At 62.0% G+C, this 12,382-nt stretch carries 13 protein-coding genes and 1 riboswitch; of the genes, 5 read left to right on the top strand and 8 right to left on the bottom strand.

Annotated features, from left to right (window positions below; genetic code table 11):
* Nucleotides 1–18 precede the first annotated feature (18 nt).
* The 3 genes from IWW33_RS15350 to IWW33_RS15340 form a co-directional block, all read right to left on the bottom strand.
* Nucleotides 19–1,383 (bottom strand): DUF1329 domain-containing protein, encoded by a 1,365-nt coding sequence (locus IWW33_RS15350; RefSeq protein WP_115273877.1) that lies wholly within the window; start codon nucleotides 1,381–1,383, stop codon nucleotides 19–21.
* 25 nt (nucleotides 1,384–1,408) lie between these two features.
* A complete protein-coding gene (locus IWW33_RS15345) occupies nucleotides 1,409–3,328 on the bottom strand; it encodes a DUF1302 domain-containing protein (RefSeq protein WP_115273876.1) in 1,920 nt (639 codons plus the stop codon).
* A gap of 331 nt (nucleotides 3,329–3,659) precedes the next feature.
* Nucleotides 3,660–5,342 (bottom strand): fatty acid--CoA ligase, encoded by a 1,683-nt coding sequence (locus IWW33_RS15340; protein WP_046784540.1) that lies wholly within the window; start codon nucleotides 5,340–5,342, stop codon nucleotides 3,660–3,662.
* 160 nt (nucleotides 5,343–5,502) lie between these two features.
* Here IWW33_RS15340 and IWW33_RS15335 point away from each other — a divergent pair, with 160 nt between their 5' ends.
* From IWW33_RS15335 to IWW33_RS15325, 3 genes are all read left to right on the top strand, one after another.
* Nucleotides 5,503–6,468, top strand: a complete 966-nt coding sequence (locus IWW33_RS15335; protein ID WP_046784541.1) for a 2-hydroxyacid dehydrogenase — start codon at nucleotides 5,503–5,505, stop codon at nucleotides 6,466–6,468.
* A gap of 53 nt (nucleotides 6,469–6,521) precedes the next feature.
* Entirely contained in the window at nucleotides 6,522–7,517 is a 996-nt protein-coding gene (locus IWW33_RS15330; protein ID WP_125923400.1) for a class I SAM-dependent methyltransferase, read from the top strand.
* 42 nt (nucleotides 7,518–7,559) lie between these two features.
* A riboswitch (yybP-ykoY riboswitch) is annotated at nucleotides 7,560–7,679 on the top strand.
* A 91-nt stretch (nucleotides 7,680–7,770) separates the two neighbouring features.
* Nucleotides 7,771–8,352, top strand: coding sequence for a TMEM165/GDT1 family protein (locus IWW33_RS15325; protein WP_174141606.1), 582 nt, complete (start codon nucleotides 7,771–7,773; stop codon nucleotides 8,350–8,352).
* A gap of 65 nt (nucleotides 8,353–8,417) precedes the next feature.
* Here IWW33_RS15325 and IWW33_RS15320 read toward each other — a convergent pair whose 3' ends face one another.
* The 4 genes from IWW33_RS15320 to IWW33_RS15305 form a co-directional block, all read right to left on the bottom strand.
* Nucleotides 8,418–9,233: a M48 family metallopeptidase gene (locus IWW33_RS15320; RefSeq protein WP_012316235.1), complete on the bottom strand. Its 816-nt coding sequence runs from the start codon at nucleotides 9,231–9,233 to the stop codon at nucleotides 8,418–8,420.
* A gap of 97 nt (nucleotides 9,234–9,330) precedes the next feature.
* Nucleotides 9,331–9,951: an SOS response-associated peptidase gene (locus tag IWW33_RS15315; protein WP_115273873.1), complete on the bottom strand. Its 621-nt coding sequence runs from the start codon at nucleotides 9,949–9,951 to the stop codon at nucleotides 9,331–9,333.
* A 15-nt stretch (nucleotides 9,952–9,966) separates the two neighbouring features.
* Nucleotides 9,967–10,227 (bottom strand): DUF2007 domain-containing protein, encoded by a 261-nt coding sequence (locus IWW33_RS15310; protein ID WP_115273872.1) that lies wholly within the window; start codon nucleotides 10,225–10,227, stop codon nucleotides 9,967–9,969.
* Nucleotides 10,227–10,412: a CPXCG motif-containing cysteine-rich protein gene (locus IWW33_RS15305; RefSeq protein WP_012316238.1), complete on the bottom strand. Its 186-nt coding sequence runs from the start codon at nucleotides 10,410–10,412 to the stop codon at nucleotides 10,227–10,229. The genes IWW33_RS15310 and IWW33_RS15305 overlap by 1 nt, the downstream gene beginning before the upstream one ends.
* Before the next feature lie 122 nt (nucleotides 10,413–10,534).
* On the opposite strand from IWW33_RS15305, the gene IWW33_RS15300 reads away from it, so the two are divergent.
* On the top strand, nucleotides 10,535–11,704 hold the full coding sequence (locus IWW33_RS15300) for a 1-acyl-sn-glycerol-3-phosphate acyltransferase (RefSeq protein WP_161871248.1): 1,170 nt from the start codon (nucleotides 10,535–10,537) through the stop codon (nucleotides 11,702–11,704).
* Nucleotides 11,705–11,735: 31 nt separating this feature from the next.
* On the opposite strand, the gene IWW33_RS15295 is transcribed toward IWW33_RS15300, so the two are convergent.
* Nucleotides 11,736–11,996 carry a hypothetical protein gene (locus IWW33_RS15295; RefSeq protein ID WP_012316240.1) on the bottom strand — a complete coding sequence of 87 codons (261 nt, stop codon included), beginning with the start codon at nucleotides 11,994–11,996 and terminating at the stop codon, nucleotides 11,736–11,738.
* 160 nt (nucleotides 11,997–12,156) lie between these two features.
* Between IWW33_RS15295 and IWW33_RS15290 the strand changes: the two genes are divergently transcribed.
* Complete coding sequence (locus IWW33_RS15290) at nucleotides 12,157–12,363, top strand: hypothetical protein (RefSeq protein ID WP_046784546.1); 207 nt, start codon at nucleotides 12,157–12,159, stop codon at nucleotides 12,361–12,363.
* The last annotated feature ends 19 nt before the right edge of the window (nucleotides 12,364–12,382 follow it).

Genomic DNA, 12,382 nt, shown 5'->3' with positions numbered 1-12,382 from the left:
GTGTGCAGCACTAGCGGTTCAACGAATACCTGACTGGCGCAGCGCAGCTGGCTGGAAGTCTGCCTTGCTGGCACTGAAGCCGAAGTCGTAGGCGCGCTTCTCTTCGTTCTTCATGCCCAAGGCCAGATAACGGCCCGATTGCAGGTCGTAGATGGCCTCCAGGGTGTACCACGGTACCTGAACATTGTAGTAGTCCTGGGCATGCGCCTCGGAAACCCGCCATAGCTGGCCGCGGCCGTCATACTGGTCGATCACCGCTGCCTGCCAGGTGTCCTCGTCGATATAGAAGTCGCGCTTGGCATAGATGTGGCGCTGCCCCGGCTTGAGCGTTGCAACCACATGCCAGACCCGGCGCAGTTCATAGCGGGTCAGGTCCTGATTGATGTGACCGGCCTTGAGGATGTCGGCGTACTTGAGCTTCGGATCGTCGAGTTTGTAAGCGTTGGAGGCGATGTACATCTCCTTCTTGCCTTCAAGCTTCCAGTCGTAGCGGTCTGGCGCACCGTTGTACATGTCCAGGTTGTCCGAAGTACGCAGGCCATCCGCTGCGGTACCCGGCCCGTCATACGACACCTGCGGCGCCTGGCGCACGCGACGCTGGCCGGCGTTGTAGATCCACGCCTTGCGCGGTTCTTTCACCTGGTCGAGGGTTTCATGCACCAGCAGCACGGTACCGGCCAGACGCGCTGGCGCGGTCACTTCCTGTTTGAAGTAGAAGAGGACGTTGCCCGGGTTGTTCGGATCGAAGTCCTTCATCTTGTCGCGGAAGACGAACTGATCGGCGAAGTACACCAGGCTGTAGGAGCCGTTCTGCTGCGGCGTGGCCTGGGTTACCAAACGGCTGACGCTGCCACCACGGTAGCGGGTGATGTGGTTCCAGATAACCTCAATGCCACTCTTGGGGATGGGAAATGGCACTGCGGTCTGGAAGTTGTTCAGCCCGTTGCCGCCTTCGACCAGCGTGGTCGCGGTGGCATTCTTCTTGATTGCGGCGAACACCTCGTCAGGCACCGTGGAGCCACGATGGGTCTTGTACACCGGTATCTTGAAGGTTTCTGGGTAGCGTTTGAACATCGCCACCTGGCCTGGCGACAGCTTGTCCTTGTACTGGTCAACGTTCTGCGCGGTGATGGTGAACAGCGGCTTGTCGCTGCCATACGGGTCGGAAAGGAAGCCCTTGGCATCGACGCTGCCTGCGGTCTTTGACAACGGTTGCCACGGGCCGATGGAACCGTCGGCGTTACCGGCCTTTTCCGCGCCCATCGGGGTCAGGGTGCTGCCCAGCTTTGCCGCTTCATCGGCGGAAACCGCAGCCATGACGCCGGTTGCCAGCAGGGACAGGCCCAGTACACCGGCTTGCAGCAGACTTCTGGTCTTGTTCATGTCGTGTCGTCCTGGATCTGTGTGCTTAGAAGTTCACGCCGAAGCTGAGGGCGAGGAAGTCGCGATCATCCACGGTGCTGTACTTGCCGTCGAAGAAGTTGGTGTACGAAAGGCTCGCGGTGTAGGTCTGCTGGTATTCGGCGTCCAGCCCAAGGCTGACTGCCTTGCGGCCTTCCTCGAAGTTGCCGCCAGGGCCCGGCGAGTAACCATCGACGTCATGCGACCAGGCTACGCTGGGGCGCAGGTTCACACCGGCAATGACGTTGTTGTAGTCCCAGATAGCGCGAACGCGATAGCCCCAGGAATCAGACGTTGTATAGCCATCGTTCTCGCAGTAGCGCGATACGTTGTTGGCATCGGCGGTGCCCAGGGTACTGCTGTTGAGCGCCTCGCACTGGCCATTGGGCAGAGGCCCCGGGCCGAACACCGGGTCACGCCCGTAACGCATCTTGGATGTGCTTTCCAGGCCGCCGACGTGGGTCCAGCCGATTTCGCCGACCATGGTCAGCCGCTCTGCCCCCATCACCTGATCGAAGAAGTGGGTGAAGGTTGTCTGCAGCTGGGTGATTTCCTTGCGACGATAACCAGGCTGGTCGGCACCCGGTGTTCCCTGCAACACAGAGACATCCGGATTGAGCGGCGTCAGGCCCGAATAGAGGATATCGGTGGTATTCAACTGCACCGGAGCGTTCGGCCGGTAGCTGATCTCGCCACTCCAGGCGGTACCGGTAGGCAGTGTGGTCGAGAAGCTCAGACCATACAAACGGATGTCTTCCGGATACTCCACGTAGTAGCTGGAGTTGCCTGCGACCTGCAACGGCATAAGGCTTGGCAACAGGCTCGCCAGCGCAGCAGACGGCACACCCGCACTGACCAGCGCGCCCGCCAGGCCGCTTGTGCTGTAGTACTGGGCATCGGCACCGCGACCGCTGAAGATTGGCGCACGGCTGTGGTAGTTCATGAAGTAGCCACCGAATTCGGTATTGAGCGGCTCGTACATGTAGCGCAGGGCAACGCCGAACTGACCACTGTCCCGAGCATCGCGGTCCGCGCCACGACGGACGATCACGCCCTCATCGGGGGAGCCGTAACTCACGCCGCGTGCGGCCAGAGTGGCCGCGACTGGCGCAGCCAGCGGCCCAAGCCGGCTGGCCAAGGTGTTCTGCGTGGCCAGCACGGCCAGGTTGTTGTCGCAGCCGTCGGCGATCACGTCGGGCTGGGAGAAGAATGTGCCGCAGTTGTCGACAACGGTCTGGTCCCACTCGATCTGGTAGAAAGCTTCGGTCGACAGGTTGTCGGTGAGGCTTTGCGAGACGTAGAACATGTTGACGGGGATCAGGCCTTCCTTGATTTCAGCCCCTGGCCGGCGGAACGCAGAAACGTCGATCGGGTTGACTGCGTTGATGCCGCCGCCAATGAAGGTACTCTCCCCCCAGCTCACTACCTGCTTGCCCAGACGCACCGAGCCGGGTTGATCACCGATGGCGTAGTTGTGATAGACGAACGCGTCGAGCAGTTCGGCGCCAGACGATTTGGCGCCCTCCTTGCGGTTCGAATCGCTGATGTCCTTGAACTCGCGGTTCTCGTCCTTGAGTTCGAAGTCGTACCAGTACTTGCCCCGCACGAAGATGCCGGTGTCGCCATACTTCAGTTCAAGGTCGTGGATACCTTTGAAGATCTTCGAGAAGGTTTCGCCTTTCTTGAAGTTGAGGTGACCATCGTCCGAGGTTTGCGAAAGACCCTTGCCGCCGTTGTTGGCGCCGATCAGGTTGCTGTTGGGGTTGGCGGTCGACCAGCTGGCCCCGACGGAGAGCGACGAGTCGAACTGGCCTTCGATTTCCCCGATGTTGAAACTGACCGCGAAAGCAGGGCTTGCGAGCGTGGAAGCAAGGCTGACGGCCAAAGGTAGCTTGGCCCGACGCCAGAACGGGTTTGCAGATGTCATCGACGCTACTCCATGTACTTTTTTGTTATGGCAGTGAGTCCTTTCAAGAACGGCCCGTGCGACCGGTATGCAGGCTTGCGCCCGTGGCGACACGTGTTGCGCGTGTCGCCCTCCCCCATTCCTGAAAATCCCCTGGCCCCGACTATAGCCAGCAGACCAAGGTGCTTGATCCCTCTAAAGTGTGATTTGCACACCGTTGGCCAATTCGCCCTGGCGTGTTCCCAGGTTACGCACCGGCAGTGCCCAAGCATGGCCGATTTTTACCGATTGGCAAGGTGACGGCCGCTCTGGCCTGCGGGTCGTGCCCCGGGGTACACGACCCGCAACGCGGTTACAGCGTGGAAAGGAAGGCGCTGTTACTCGCCTGCCACTGGACGATGTCCTGGCGGATGCGCTTCTTGTCGAGCTTCCCGACACTGGTCTTGGGAATTTCTGTAACAACGGCGATCTGGCAGGGAATCGCCCACTTGTTGATGTGCCCTTGCTCTACAAATGGCTTGAGGTGTTCCTTCAACGCCTTGGCATCGACAGCCTGGCCGTCATGCACCACCAGCAGGGCGAACGGGCGCTCCCCCCACTGCGGGTCGGCGACCCCAACCACTGCAACCTCGCGCACTCCAGGATGCCGGCTGATCAGGTCCTCGAGGTCCAGGGAGGAGATCCATTCACCCCCAGTCTTGATCACGTCCTTGATGCGGTCGCGAATGTCTATGTAACCCATGCCGTCGAGTGTGGCGACGTCACCGGTGTGCAGCCAGCCACCCTGCCACAGCTCCTCGCTTTTCTCCGGCTCCTTGAAATAGCCCATGGTCAACCAAGGCGCACGCAGCACCAACTCACCTTGAGTCTCGCCATCTGCCGGGAGGAAATTGCCATCGCCATCGACGATCGCAGCTTCCACCAGCGGTACCGGGACACCGGCCTTGATGCGGTAGGTCACGCGTTCGTCTTCGCTACCGGCCTGCAGCTCATCGTTCAGGTGGGCGGCAGAAATCAGCGGGCACGTTTCGGACATGCCATAGGCTGCAGTCAGCTGAATGCCCCGGGCCAGCGCCGCTTGATATAGCGAGCGGTTGAGCGCACTGCCACCGATGATGATCTTCCAGCCGCCGAAGTCCTGGCCCTGGGAGCTCGGACAATTGAGCAGCATCTGCAGGATGGTGGGTACACAGTGCGAGAAGGTGACCTTCTCGTCCCGCCAGAGCTTGATCAGCATGTCGGGCTCGTAGCGGCCCGGGTACACCTGTTTCAGACCGAGCATGGTCGCCGCGTACGGGATGCCCCAGGCATGCACGTGAAACATGGGCGTGATGGGCATGTACACATCATTGCTGCCAAGCAGGCGGACGCTGTCGATACTGCCGGTCACCGAGGCCTCGGCCAAGGTGTGCAGCACCAACTGGCGGTGGGTGAAGTAGACGCCCTTGGGGTTACCTGTGGTGCCGGTGGTGTAGAACGTGGTGGCGACCGAGTTCTCGTCGAAATCCGGGAAGTCGTAATGCGGGCTGGCCGCCGCCAGCAATTGCTCGTACTCGCCCACCAGGTTCGGCAGTTCGGCGGTCTTGTCCGGGCCATCGGTCAACAGCAGGGTCTTGTCGACCGTGGTCAACTGCCCGGCAATGGCCTGGTAAAGGCCGACAAAATCGCTGTTGACCAGCACGAAGCGGTCCTCGGCATGGTTCATGGTGTAGAGGATCTGCTCAGGCGACAGACGCACGTTGATGGTGTGCACCACCGCGCCGATCATCGGGATGGCGAACATGCATTCCAGATAACGGTGGCTGTCCCAATCCATCACCGCCACGGTGTCACCGGCCTTGACCCCGGCTTCGGTCAGCACGTTGGCCAGGCGGGCGATACGCTCGTTGAGCTGTGGATAGGTCAGCCGCAACTGGTCGCGGTAGACGATCTCGCGGGTCTTCTCATAGCGGCTGCCGGACATCAGCAGGCGTTTGATCAGCAGAGGAAAGCTGTAGGCGCCCTCGGCGGGCTTGATGATGCGGGTCTGCAGCATGGTTATCCCTTCTTGAAAAGCGAGCCGGACAAGTCTGTGTCTACTGTAGTTCGCCAATGTGACGGTCAAATCAGTCGAAGGAATGATTTGGCTGCGCGAGGTATGAGTGGCATTGTTCGGTCGATGGATCAACCCTTGCCCTGCCACTGGAGCCGTACCTATGCCCAGCCCGCGTCGCGCTGTGTTTCTCGATCATGAATCCCTGGACCTTGGTGACCTCGACCTCTCACCTTTGCAGAGCCAGTTCGACGCGTTCGAACTGTACGACGCCACCCGCCCGGATCAGGTAGCCGAGCGCCTGCAGGGCGCCGTTGCGGTGATCAGCAACAAGGTCATGCTCGACGCCAACGCCCTGTCTGCCAACCCACAGCTCAAGCTGATCCTGGTCGCTGCCACCGGCACCAACAACGTCGACCTGGCTGCCGCCCGCGCCCAGGGCATCACCGTCTGCAATTGCCAAGGCTACGGCACGCCCTCGGTGGCACAGCACACCCTGGCCCTGCTGCTGGCGCTGGCCACGCGCTTGTGCGACTACAACCAGGCGGTGGCCGATGGCCAATGGGCCAAGGCCAGCCAGTTCTGCCTGCTGGACTTCCCGATCGTGGAACTGGAAGGCAAAACCCTAGGCCTGCTCGGCCATGGCGAACTCGGTGGCGCCGTCGCGCGGCTTGCTGAAGCCTTTGGCATGCGCGTGCTGAGCGGGCAGATCCCCGGGCGCCCGGCGCGCAACGATCGCCTGCCGCTGGACGAACTGCTGCCGCAGGTCGATGCCCTGACGTTGCACTGCCCCCTCAACGAACACACACGGCACATGATCGGCGCACGTGAGCTGGCATTGCTCAAGCCCGGCGCGCTGGTGGTCAATACCGCACGTGGCGGCCTGATAGACGAGCAGGCCCTGGCCGACACCCTTCGTCGCGGCCATCTGGGCGGCGCCGCCACCGACGTGCTGAGCGTCGAGCCGCCGGTCAACGGCAACCCGCTGCTGGCCGGCGACATCCCGCGCCTACTGATCACGCCGCACAGCGCCTGGGGCGCGGTGGAATCGCGCCAGCGCATCGTCGGCCAGCTCAGCGAGAACGCCCAGGCATTCTTTGCCGGCCAGCCACGCCGCGTGGTCAGCTGAGCGCAAGGGCAGGCTCTGCTACACTGCGCCACTTTTTTCAGGAGGCGTCGTCCATGGACCCGCGCAGTGAAGTTTTGCTCCGCCAGGCGGACCTGTTCCAGGGTCCACTGCTGATTGCCGGCGCCCCCGCCGATGACCTGCTCGGCCAGTTGCCAAAGGCCAATGCCTGGACCTGGCACGCGGGTGATCAGGCCATGCTCGACGCCCGCTTTGCCGGGCGTAGCCATTACGGCGTCGACGTGCCGCCGGTCGCCTTCGAGGCGGCCGTACTGTTCCTGCCCAAGTCGCGCGAACTGGCGGCCTACCTGCTAAACGCACTGGCGTCACGCCTGGACGGCGGCGAACTCTACCTGGTGGGCGAAAAGCGCGGCGGCATCGAAGGCGCGGCCAAGCATTTGCAGGCCCTGGGCAAGCCACGCAAGCTCGACAGTGCCCGGCATTGCCAGCTGTGGCAGGTCACCGTGGACAACGCGCCCGAAGCCAAGCCACTGGAAAGCCTGGCCGAACGCTTCGCGCTTGAACTGGAAGACGGCCCGCTGCAGGTGGTCAGCCTGCCTGGCGTGTTCAGCCACGGCCGCCTGGACCGCGGCACAGCGTTGCTGCTCAAGCACCTGGATAACCTGCCAGTGGGCCATGTACTGGACTTTGGCTGCGGTGCCGGTGTACTCGGCGCCACAGTCAAACGCCGTTACCCACAGAGCCGGGTCACGATGCTGGACGTAGACGCCTTCGCCGTGGCGGCCAGCCGCCTGACGCTGGCGGCCAATCAGCTGGAAGGTGAAGTTATCAGTGGCGACGGTATCGATGCTGCACCCGGCGACTTGAGCCTGATCCTGAGTAACCCGCCGTTCCATACCGGTGTGCACACCAACTACCAGGCATCGGAAAACCTGCTGAAAAAATCAGGCCAACATCTGCGAAAAGGCGGCGAAATGCGCTTGGTCGCCAACAGTTTCCTGCGTTACCAGCCTCTGATCGAAGGCGCGCTGGGCAACTGTCGGACCTGTGCCGAGGCAGACGGTTTTCGCATCTATCAAGCAACACGCTGATAAAAACAGGGCTTGCCCAAAGCGTTTCGGCTAGGCAGAATCCGCACCGTCCTAGGGGAGTAGTCTCCCGCAAGCACCCTGCTTGCCCGGCACGCGTCAACACACTTGGCCCACAGGCCATGGCGCGTGCGACCCACGATCTGCGCAGACAGGTCCAGGGTTTGACAAGACCTATGACACGCACACCTTACCCGGGGCGGGGAGGCTGTACGTGTCATAGCCGTGTCGACCCGCCCCCACAGGAACCCTGATGCTGGAATCGCTCCTCGTACCTACCGCGATCGTCGCGCTTGCCGAAATCGGCGACAAGACGCAATTGCTCGCGCTCATTCTGGCTGCTCGCTTCCGCAAGCCCTGGCCGATCATCGCCGGCATCATCGCCGCCACCCTGGCCAACCATGCCGCCGCAGGTGCCGTGGGCGCCTGGGTCAGCGGGTTCTTCAGCGAGTCGACGCTGCACTGGATTCTCGCCGCGAGCTTTACCGCCACGGCCCTGTGGACCCTGGTGCCGGACAAGATGGATGATGATGAAAACCCTGCGCGTCGCTTCGGCCCGTTCCTGACCACGCTGATCGCGTTCTTCCTGGCCGAGATCGGTGACAAGACCCAAGTGGCCACGGTGATGCTGGCAGCCCAGTACCCGCACCTGATCATGGTCATCATCGGTACCACGCTGGGCATGCTGATTGCGAACGTGCCAGTAGTCCTGGCGGGCAATTTCGCCGCAGAAAAGCTGCCGCTGACGCTGATTCGCCGCCTGGCCGCGACGGCCTTCATCGTACTGGCGATCGTCGCCGTCTACTCGGCAATGAAAACCAGTGGGTGGGTGGGGTAAAGCTGCAAGCTGCAAGAAAGAGCAGATGTACGCGTACTGCTCTTGCTTGTAGCTTGTAGCTGCTCTTACTTCTTGGCGGCCTGATACAGCGGCATGACCTTGGGAATTGCCGCCTGCAACGAGGCGATCCGGCTGTCAGAGGCCGGGTGAGTGCTCATGAACTCAGGTGGCGCGCCCTCGGACGCCTTGCTCATCTTGTTCCACAAGGTGATCGCGGCATTCGGGTCGTAGCCGGCACGCGCCGACAGTTCCAGGCCGATCAGGTCGGCTTCGTTCTCGTTGGCGCGGCTGTTGGGCAAGGTCATGGCGTAGTTCACCACCTGGTCTGCCAGCGCAATGCTGTTCTGGCCAAGGCCAAACAGCGCACCTGCGCCCTGGCGGGCCATTTCCACACCGTAAGCCTTGGACATCGCTTCGCGACTGTGTTCACGCAGCGCGTGGGCGATCTCATGCCCCACCACTGCCGCAATCTCGGCATCGGTAAGCTTGAGCTGGTCGATCAGGCCGGTGTAGACGATGATCTTGCCGCCAGGGCCGCAGTTGGCGTTGAGCTCATCGCTCTTGATCACATTGACCTCCCACTGCCACTGGGCGGCATCCGGGCGGAATTTCGGCGCTTGGGCGATCAGCCGGTCGGCAATCACCTGCACGCGCCTGGCATCGGCGCTGGACTTGTCCAGCACGCCCTTGTTCGACGCCTCGCCAAGGGTCTGCTGATACGACTGGGCGTACATCTGGTTGACCTCATCGGTCGAGAGCATGCTGAACATGTACTGCTTGCGCTCGACGCCGACAGCACCGCCGCTGGTGGTATTGACCGCCTGGCAGCCAGCCAGCAGGATGCCAGCGCTCAAGAGGCTGACGACAAAAGACTTACGCATGAAAACACTCCCTTTTTACATGCGGGATATCCTAGGCCGAGTCGCCCATGGGCTACCAGAGCCGCAGGGAAGATTTTCTTCGCCAGTACCGGCCTCATCAGGCCGGCGTCAGGCACTCGGGCGCATCCAGCTTCGGGTCATTGACGAAATTCGCCAGCGCCCGCTCACGTAGCGTGGCCGGTGGGCTGGCGAGCAGCTCATGCAGACGCGGCAGCGGTGTGTCAGGGGCCAGCCATGCGGCCTGCCCCGCCTCATCGAGAATCAACGGCCGGCGTTGGTTCATCGCCGCCTGGGTCACCACCGCACAGCTCAGCCACACCTGGTCCTGGACCGGGTAGGCTTCCCATATGGCCGCGAAATACAACGACGAACCCTCCCCCGGCGTCAACCAGTACGGCCGTTTGCGCACCGTGCCACGCCATTCGTAAAAACCGTTGGCTGGCATCAGGCAGCGCCGCAGACGTAACGCTTCGCGGAACATCGGTTGCTCGGCCAGGGTTTCGGCCCGGGCATGCGCGGGGGTGCGTGAGAGGTCAGTGAGCCAGGCCGGGGTCAGGCCCCAGCGCGCCTTGGCCAACTGCATCTGGCCGTCGACCTGGCGCTGGATCAGCACCGAAGCGCCGGGCGAGATATTCCATTGCGCCGGCTGACCGGCAGGAAAGCCTGGCAGGCTTGCCAGCACCTGGGGCCAGCGAAACAGGGCATAGCGTCCACACATGGGCGATTTCAGAACCTAGCAGATCAAGGTACCGGGATAGCTCTCCGGTTCGTCGCCGACAAGCGGCTGGGCGCCATTGTACGCATCGATCAGCTGCCGTGCGTAACCTGCCTGCTCATCGGCCACGGCGAGCCCGAGCAAGCCTTGCATCGGCAACTCGCCAACACCGCCCATCAGGTCACGGCCGATCAGGTGCACCTCGATACCCTCGCTGGCCAGCATGCCAGCGAGCATTTCTGCCTCCAGCAAGGTTTCCGGTTCGTAGATCCGCCGCATCAGGCATCGTCCTCGCGTCTGACTTCGAGCATCCATTCGTCGCCGTGCACCTGCAGGATGAACACCACCGGCTGACAACATACCTGGCAGTCTTCGGTATACATCTGGTCGCCACCAGAGATGTCCACGGTGGTTTCCACGCGCTCGCCGCAATAAGGGCAATCGTAGAAGTCGGTTTCCAGCATCGCGGCCTCCGCAGTGACTTATGCGTATAATTGCCGGTCTGTTTACAGGGCCTGCGTGTGTCCGAGCCGTTTTTCGGGCCCCACCCCTACTTTATTACCCTAGCCGTTTCCAACAAGAGAGCATGATGGGCGAATTCGATGCCATCCGACCGTACGACGATGCTGAGGTCCCTGCCGTGCTGGCACGCCTGCTCAGCGACCCGGCATTCCTCGATATCCTCACCCACTTCCGCTTCCCGCGCGCAGCCGGGGCACTCGGCTGGTTGCTCAAGCCGCTGATCGCCCGCCGCCTGCGCAAGGAGTTCGCCGGGGTTACCTGCGTGTCCACATTGCAGGACAAGGTCGAATACTACGTCGACCACACCATCGAGCGCGCTACCGACGGGGTCACGTACACAGGCGTCGAGCAACTCAAATCCGGTACCGCCTATCTGTTCCTGGCCAACCACCGTGACATCGTCATGGACCCGGCCTTCGTCAACTACGCGGTGTACCACGCAGGCCTGCCGACGCCACGCATCGCCATTGGCGACAACCTGCTGCAAAAGCCGTTCGTCAGCGACATGATGCGCCTGAACAAGAGCTTCATCGTCCACCGCTCGCTCACTGGCCGGCGCGAAAAGCTCGCGGCCTACCAACTGCTCTCGGCCTACATCAACCATTCGATCCGCAACGACGGCGCTTCGATCTGGATCGCCCAGGCCGAAGGCCGTGCCAAAGATGGCGATGACCGCACCGACTCGGCCATCCTCAAGATGTTCCACATGAGCCGCAAGGATGAGCCTTTCGGTGCGGTGATCCAGGGCCTTAACCTTACTCCGGTGTCGATCAGCTACGAGTACGACCCCTGCGACCAGGCCAAGGCGCGCGAACTGTATATCCGTGCGACTACCGGCACCTATCAGAAGGCGCCAGGTGAAGACGACAACAGCATCGCCAAAGGCATCACCGGCTACAAGGGCCGGGTACACATCAACTTCGCCCCGCCGGTAACCGCGTTCTACGAGGACACCAAGCAGCTGGCGCAGGAGATCGACCGGCAGATTCTGGGTGGCTACCGACTGTTCCCGGTGCACTACCTGGCCTACGCAATGTGGGGCGAAAAGGATGAGGCACTACAGGTGCCGAGCGCCGAGAAGCTGTTCCCGGCCGAGGAGCTGGCAAAAGCCAAGGAAGAATGGCAACGCCGCCTGGACGCCTGCCCGCAGGAGCAGCGGCCATACCTGGTGTTGCAATACGCCACGCCGGTGCGCAACCAGTATCAGGTCAGGCAACAGGCGCCGGTTGCCTGACCACAGGGGCCGCTTGGCGGCCCCGCATGGTTCAGATCCAGGTACTGAACCAGGACAGCAGCAAGGCCATCGCCAGGCAGGAAAAGCCCAGAATGTAGTAATAGCGCGGCACCCGCTGGTCGAATGCATCCACCAGCCCGTCATCCACTGCCAGGCTTTCGCGGGTGATGGCCTGGCGACGCCGTGCACTGTGCAGCAGCAACCCGCCCGGGCAGGTCATCAACAATGCCAGCAGATTGATCAGCTTGGTCGGATGGGCGGCCAGAACCCCCCAAAGCACTTGCAAGGACATCACGCAACCTCGGTCAGAACGCCAGCGAAGGCCGGCATTCTACCGAAGGCCGGCCCCGACGCCCGGACTTGGCGACAAAGTGTCACTAAATTTCATCTGTCACACGCTCGTCATCAAGGCAGGCCACCCTGTCGGCCTTTTCCCGAACCGGAGCGAGTACATGCTGCACGCCGAAAACCAGGACCGCCTCTATCTCATTGCCCAGAGCGATGAACAGCAGGCGTTGATCGATGGTTTTGCCATCAATGTCCAGGACCGCCAGTGGCTGGTGTATTGCGCCCTGGGCGGGCATGCGCATGAGCATTTGCCAGAGGTGGACCTGCTGACGGGCGTGAGCGTGCTGGATTTTCATATCCAAGCGGCCTGAGGCCTTCGAAAAACCAAAA

The organism is Pseudomonas sp. M2, from assembly GCF_015751845.1.
Lineage (GTDB): Bacteria > Pseudomonadota > Gammaproteobacteria > Pseudomonadales > Pseudomonadaceae > Aquipseudomonas > Aquipseudomonas putida_E.
The sequence above is the reverse complement of the archived record's forward strand: the minus strand, read 5'-3'. Positions and strand labels throughout refer to the sequence as shown.

What these genes read in the sequence shown, in the direction of transcription:
- IWW33_RS15350 (WP_115273877.1), bottom strand. Translation starts at nt 1,383, where the DNA reads ATGAACAAGACCAGAAGTCTGCTGCAAGCCGGTGTACTGGGCCTGTCC.
- IWW33_RS15300 (WP_161871248.1), top strand. Translation starts at nt 10,535, where the DNA reads ATGATGGGCGAATTCGATGCCATCCGACCGTACGACGATGCTGAGGTC.
- IWW33_RS15305 (WP_012316238.1), bottom strand. Translation starts at nt 10,412, where the DNA reads ATGCTGGAAACCGACTTCTACGATTGCCCTTATTGCGGCGAGCGCGTG.
- IWW33_RS15290 (WP_046784546.1), top strand. Translation starts at nt 12,157, where the DNA reads ATGCTGCACGCCGAAAACCAGGACCGCCTCTATCTCATTGCCCAGAGC.
- IWW33_RS15330 (WP_125923400.1), top strand. Translation starts at nt 6,522, where the DNA reads ATGGACCCGCGCAGTGAAGTTTTGCTCCGCCAGGCGGACCTGTTCCAG.
- IWW33_RS15295 (WP_012316240.1), bottom strand. Translation starts at nt 11,996, where the DNA reads ATGTCCTTGCAAGTGCTTTGGGGGGTTCTGGCCGCCCATCCGACCAAG.
- IWW33_RS15320 (WP_012316235.1), bottom strand. Translation starts at nt 9,233, where the DNA reads ATGCGTAAGTCTTTTGTCGTCAGCCTCTTGAGCGCTGGCATCCTGCTG.
- IWW33_RS15315 (WP_115273873.1), bottom strand. Translation starts at nt 9,951, where the DNA reads ATGTGTGGACGCTATGCCCTGTTTCGCTGGCCCCAGGTGCTGGCAAGC.
- IWW33_RS15345 (WP_115273876.1), bottom strand. Translation starts at nt 3,328, where the DNA reads ATGACATCTGCAAACCCGTTCTGGCGTCGGGCCAAGCTACCTTTGGCC.
- IWW33_RS15340 (WP_046784540.1), bottom strand. Translation starts at nt 5,342, where the DNA reads ATGCTGCAGACCCGCATCATCAAGCCCGCCGAGGGCGCCTACAGCTTT.
- IWW33_RS15310 (WP_115273872.1), bottom strand. Translation starts at nt 10,227, where the DNA reads ATGCGGCGGATCTACGAACCGGAAACCTTGCTGGAGGCAGAAATGCTC.
- IWW33_RS15335 (WP_046784541.1), top strand. Translation starts at nt 5,503, where the DNA reads ATGCCCAGCCCGCGTCGCGCTGTGTTTCTCGATCATGAATCCCTGGAC.